Source organism: Pontiella sp. (assembly GCF_041622395.1).
GTDB lineage: Bacteria > Verrucomicrobiota > Kiritimatiellia > Kiritimatiellales > Pontiellaceae > Pontiella.
Genome location: NZ_JBFJYW010000294.1, coordinates 1 through 4,699, shown reverse-complemented (window position 1 = coordinate 4,699; position 4,699 = coordinate 1). Strand labels below are relative to the sequence as shown.

Annotated in this window: 3 protein-coding genes; all 3 read right to left on the bottom strand. The window is 62.9% G+C overall.

All coding sequences use genetic code 11. The features are described from left to right. Positions 1–300 precede the first annotated feature (300 nt). Positions 301–2,049, bottom strand: a complete 1,749-nt coding sequence (locus tag ABYO54_RS14250) for a HEAT repeat domain-containing protein (protein ID WP_372808914.1) — start codon at positions 2,047–2,049, stop codon at positions 301–303. A gap of 201 nt (positions 2,050–2,250) precedes the next feature. Beyond that, positions 2,251–4,053 carry a HEAT repeat domain-containing protein gene (locus tag ABYO54_RS14245; RefSeq protein ID WP_372808913.1) on the bottom strand — a complete coding sequence of 601 codons (1,803 nt, stop codon included), beginning with the start codon at positions 4,051–4,053 and terminating at the stop codon, positions 2,251–2,253. A 130-nt stretch (positions 4,054–4,183) separates the two neighbouring features. Then, positions 4,184–4,699 (bottom strand): hypothetical protein (locus ABYO54_RS14240; RefSeq protein WP_372808912.1); only part of this gene is annotated, 516 nt, incomplete at its 5' end.

Below are 4,699 nucleotides of genomic sequence, written 5' to 3'. Positions count from 1 at the left end.
CCGTGGGTACGGGAACTCGCAACGGATTTGCGAGCTACGGCGTAGCGCGGATATCCGATCCGCGTGCCGCACATGCGTGCAGCTGCCGTGGGTGGGCGCTGTGTTGAATCCGATCGCCAAATCGAGATACGTGGAAAGGTGCCGGTCCCGTAATATAGTAATCAAGTCGAGCCTACTATAATATGGGACTGGCCATTCCATGAACAAACCTTGCGGTCCACAGCTGCTGCGGCCAACGTGAGCTTGACGCAAAAAAGGGCAAGCCTTGCGGCTTGCCCTTTTGTGAACGGGATATTGAGTTTATGGCAGGGTGTCGGGCAGGGGGGGCTCGGGGGCCCATTCGCCGTTGTCGTTTTTGCGGAAGATGACCCGGAGTTCCTTCGATTTTCCGTCTTTAAGATATTTCAGCTTGAAGGGTTCCGCCGTCGGGTGCGGGTCGGAGGGGGGGAGGGTAACGGTGGTCGCGCTGACGCCGGGATATTTCTGTTCGAAAACCTGGATGGCGCGGGCATTGTTCGGGCGGACCTTGACGAGCAGCGGTTCGATCGATGGGTCGTTGAGATCGGTGACGATTTGCAGCAGCTCGCTTCCGGCAACCTCGGTCCCGCCTTCGACTTTGGCCTTGAGCGATTCCACGACGAGATCGTACGAGTGCTCCTTGTCGATGAGCAACAGCAGCTTGGCGCTGCTTCCCGCAATCGAAAGGTCTTCGTCTTCAAGCGCGGCGACGAGCGGGTTGAAGGCTTCCTTGCCGATATTGAGCAGGTGCTTTTCGGCCAACGGTTTGTTCAGCTGGGCGCTTTTTTTCTTTTCGCGGTTCTCGAACTCTTCCGGGGTTCGCGTCTGCTTGATCAGCAACGGGACGTATTCCGGGGTCGGCTTGAACTGGGACGAGCTCAGTATCGTGCGGGCATCGGCATCGAAGGTTTCGAGCGTCTTGGCCTTGGGCGGATTGATGGTGAAGCGGGGGTTGAGCGCGGTGATGGCGCCCCAGAGGTCGAGCCGCCACGAGGGGGCGCCGCTCCACTGCCGGCGGCTTTCGAACCAGCTCTTGGCTTCGCCGGTGAGCTTCTGGTTGGCGGCGGCCACCGCGGCGGCGGTGGCGGGTTTGCCGATGGAGTCGAGGGCGAGATAGGCGTAATCGTACACCTTGTTGCCGAGGTGGGTGATGGCTTCGAGCAGGCCTTCGGTCCCGCCGTCGATGGCGGCGAGTTCGGCCACCAGGGCGGGATCGACCGGGGCGCCGACATCCTGCGGAATCTTGGCCAGGGTGAACCAGACCAGCTCGGTGCCGGATTGCGGCGCCTTGCCCATCGCCTTCAGGATTGCGGCGGCGGCTGGTCGGGTGAACTCGCCGTTGTCGCGCAGTGCTTCAAGTACGTACGGAACCGCAGGGTCGCCGATCTGGATCATGGCCTCCTTCACGGTGGTGCGGACGCTTTCGCTGAAGTCGCCGATGGTCGGGGCCAGCGCGGCGGCGGCTTCGGCTCCGCCAAGTTGGGTGATGGAGGTGACGCAGGCTTGGCGCAGGTCGTAGGAGCGGTCCTTGAGTTTGGCGGCCAACGCGGGGATGGCCTGTTTGTCGCCGATGAGCCCCAGCGATTGGGCGGCGACGGCCGAAACGGAGATCTGGTCGTCGAGCGCGGTGCTCAACGGCGCCACTGCGGCGCGGGTCTTCCACGCACCCAGCGCTTTGGCGGCGGCGGCGCGGGCCGTTGGGGTTTCGTAACTCAGCAGTCCGATGGCCTGTTGCTGGGCTTCGGGCCCACCGATGGCGAGGACGGCGTCGATGGCCTTGTGGGCAACGAACTTGTCGGGATCCTGGAACAGCAGGGCCAGCGGCGCGACCGCTTCCGGGGCTTTCAGGGCGGCGACGGCCTGGATGGCGGCGACGCGGACGCTCTGGTCGTAGTGGGTAAAGGATTCCGTCAGTTTGGCGACATTCCCGGCGGCTTGCCATTTTGCAATCGTTTCGATCGTGGCTTCCCCGCCGCATCCGGCGAGCCCGGTTACCAGGGCAATGGCTGCAAATCTGCGTAGTGTTTTCATTCCTGTCATCGCTCGTCCTCTCAAGGTTGTTCCGTTCGTCCTATAAATAACCGCCTCAATTGACCATAATCCGGCGGGGTTTGTCCACCCCTCTGTACGATGCATAAACGCCGGGCTTGCGCGGGAAGGATCGGATGCGGCACGAAAAAAGCAGGCCGTGGGCCTGCTTTTTTTGGGGGGTAAGAGTGGCTGCGGTGCGGGCTACAACGAATCCGGAAGCGCGGGGGTCGGTTTCCAGTCGCCGGAAGCGTCCTTCACGAAGGTGATCTCCATTTCTCCGACTTTTCCATTGTTGATGTAGCCGAGGCGGAAGCCGATGGGTTGGGAGGCGATTCCGGTGGCATCCTGGGTCTCGGCGCTGATGGCGCGGACGCCGGCATAGGTGCGCTCGAAGATATGCATGGCCCGGTCGGGGTTCGGCCGCACTTTCAGCAACAGCGGTTCGGCGGCGGGGTCGTCCAGTTTCTGGAGTGCGTTGTAGAACGGGGAGTGGGAGAGTTCTTCGCCGGCGGCGATCTTGCGGCCAAGCACCAGCATCATCGGCTCAAGGGCCCGCTTTTCCCCTAGGCTGCCAAGGATGTCGGCGGCATGGCCGGCCACGAGTTCGTTTTTGCTTTCGATGGCGGCGAGCAGGGGATAGGTGGCCAGTTCGCCTGCGGCGATCAGCTTGGTTTGCGCCATCTGCTGGTTGGCCTCGCCGCGGAAGCGGTCGATCGTCTTCTTGATGACGGGCATGCCTTCTGCGTCGTAGTCGGCCTGTTCCGGCGGCGGAACGGTTTCGTCGCCGAGCAGGGCGATGAGGGCCGGAATATATTCGCGGGTGGGCGTGAAGTCCGGCGAGACAATGGTGGTGAAGGCCGGGCGGCCTTTGCGGTACATGGCGGCAAGCTTGGCGGTGTCGATCTCGAAGTCGGGGTTGAGCGCGGTGAGCGCCGCCCACATGTCGATGAGCCAAGAGGGGTTGCCTTCCCACTGCTGGCGGGCCTTGTACCAGCTGGCCGCATTGCCCGAAACGCCGTTTTTCGCGGCGGCGATCGCCGCGGCGGCGCCGGGCTTCCCGATGGTTTCGAGCGCCCGGAAGGCGTGCTCGCGGAAGTCGGCGACCTCGTGCGCGCAGGCTTCGACCAAGGTGGCGGTTTCGCCCTTCATTTTGGCCAGCTTCGCGACCGTGGCGGAGTCGATGGCGTCGGAGGTGTCGACCGAAACCTTGGCGAGGTTGTACCAGATGGCGTTGGTGCCGACGAGCGGGATGGCCTGGATTCCCTTGATGACGGCGATGGCGCCTTTGCGGGTTGCTTTTTCTTCGTCTCGGAGGGCTTCGAGGGCGTAGGGCTCGGAGATTTTACCGAGCGCGATCAACGAGGCGATCGCGGCCTTTTGCACCGTGCCGGAGGAGTCGGCCAGCGCGCCGGTCAATCCTGCGGCGGCAACTTCGCCGCCGGTGAGCCCGAGCGCCTTGGCGCATTCCAACCGAAGGCGTTCGGTGCGGGAGGAGAGTTTTCTGGCGAGCGCCTCGCTGGCGGCTTCTTCGCCAATCCGGCCGAGGGCGATCGCGGTGTTGCACTGGATGGTTTCGTCGGAATCGTCAAGGGCTTCGCACAGGGGCGCGACGGCGGCAACGGCCTTGAGCTCGCCGAGGCTGACGGCGGCGGTGTTGCGGGCGCGGGGATAGTCGAGCTTGAGCGCGGCGATCAGCGGCGAGATGGTGGATTCGGTTCCGATGGCGGCCAGCGCATGGACCGAGGCGAGAACGACGCTTTCTTCGGCATCGTTGAACAGGGCGGCCAACGCATCGATCGCCGGTTCGGCCTTGAGTTCGCCGAGCGCCGTGGCGGCGGCTTGGCGCACCTCGGTCTTCGGGTCGGCCAGCGCCTTCATTAGTTTTTCCGTATCGCCTTTGGCTTGCCACTTGGCGATGTCGTCGATGGTTCGGCTACAGCCCACCAGGCCCAGCGAAAAGGTGAGTGCAATCATGGTGAACAGTATAAACGGTCGTCTTTTCATAGTGTATATCCCCTTCGCCTAAAGTAACGCATCCGCTCCTGTCGTTTGGACGGCGTACGCTATTTTGCGAACAACCATACAGATCGGCGCTGGCAGGTTCAATGTTGAAGGCTTTCAAATCCGAAACGATCTAAAAGAAGCAACCGATCTTGACGCCCGCCATGATGCCATGGGATTTGGGCTGGAGGATGTAGAGCCCTTTGGACGGAACCGCCTCGCTGCCGGACTCGGAAAAGTAGAGCGTCTGCACGAAGGCCTCGAGCGAGAAGAGGTCGACATCCGCGCCGACGGATCCATAGAGGGAAGGAGCCCAGCCGGGCCGGAGGTCGGGGTAGCCCTTGATGTTGATCTCTTCGTGGTTGTAGACGGGCAGGCGCAGCTCCAGGCGTCCGGTCAGTTGCGCGTCGTCCCGTGCCAGCCGGTGGCAACCCCAGAGCCCGGTCGCCATGTAGACGGTCGACCAGTTCTCGGTGTAGCCATATTCCCCGACCAGGTCGCGGGCCCATCCCCGATAGCCCATGCCCAGAAAGAGGTTCAGCACGCTGCCGGCCTCCGTGGCCGCCAGGGTAATCAGGTCGCCTTCGAACTGGAGTTCGAGGCCGAGATAGTCGGTGGTGGATTGGTAGGGCGTGTAGGTGATGGTCTG

What these genes read in the sequence shown, in the direction of transcription:
- ABYO54_RS14250 (WP_372808914.1), bottom strand. Translation starts at nt 2,049, where the DNA reads ATGAAAACACTACGCAGATTTGCAGCCATTGCCCTGGTAACCGGGCTC.
- ABYO54_RS14245 (WP_372808913.1), bottom strand. Translation starts at nt 4,053, where the DNA reads ATGAAAAGACGACCGTTTATACTGTTCACCATGATTGCACTCACCTTT.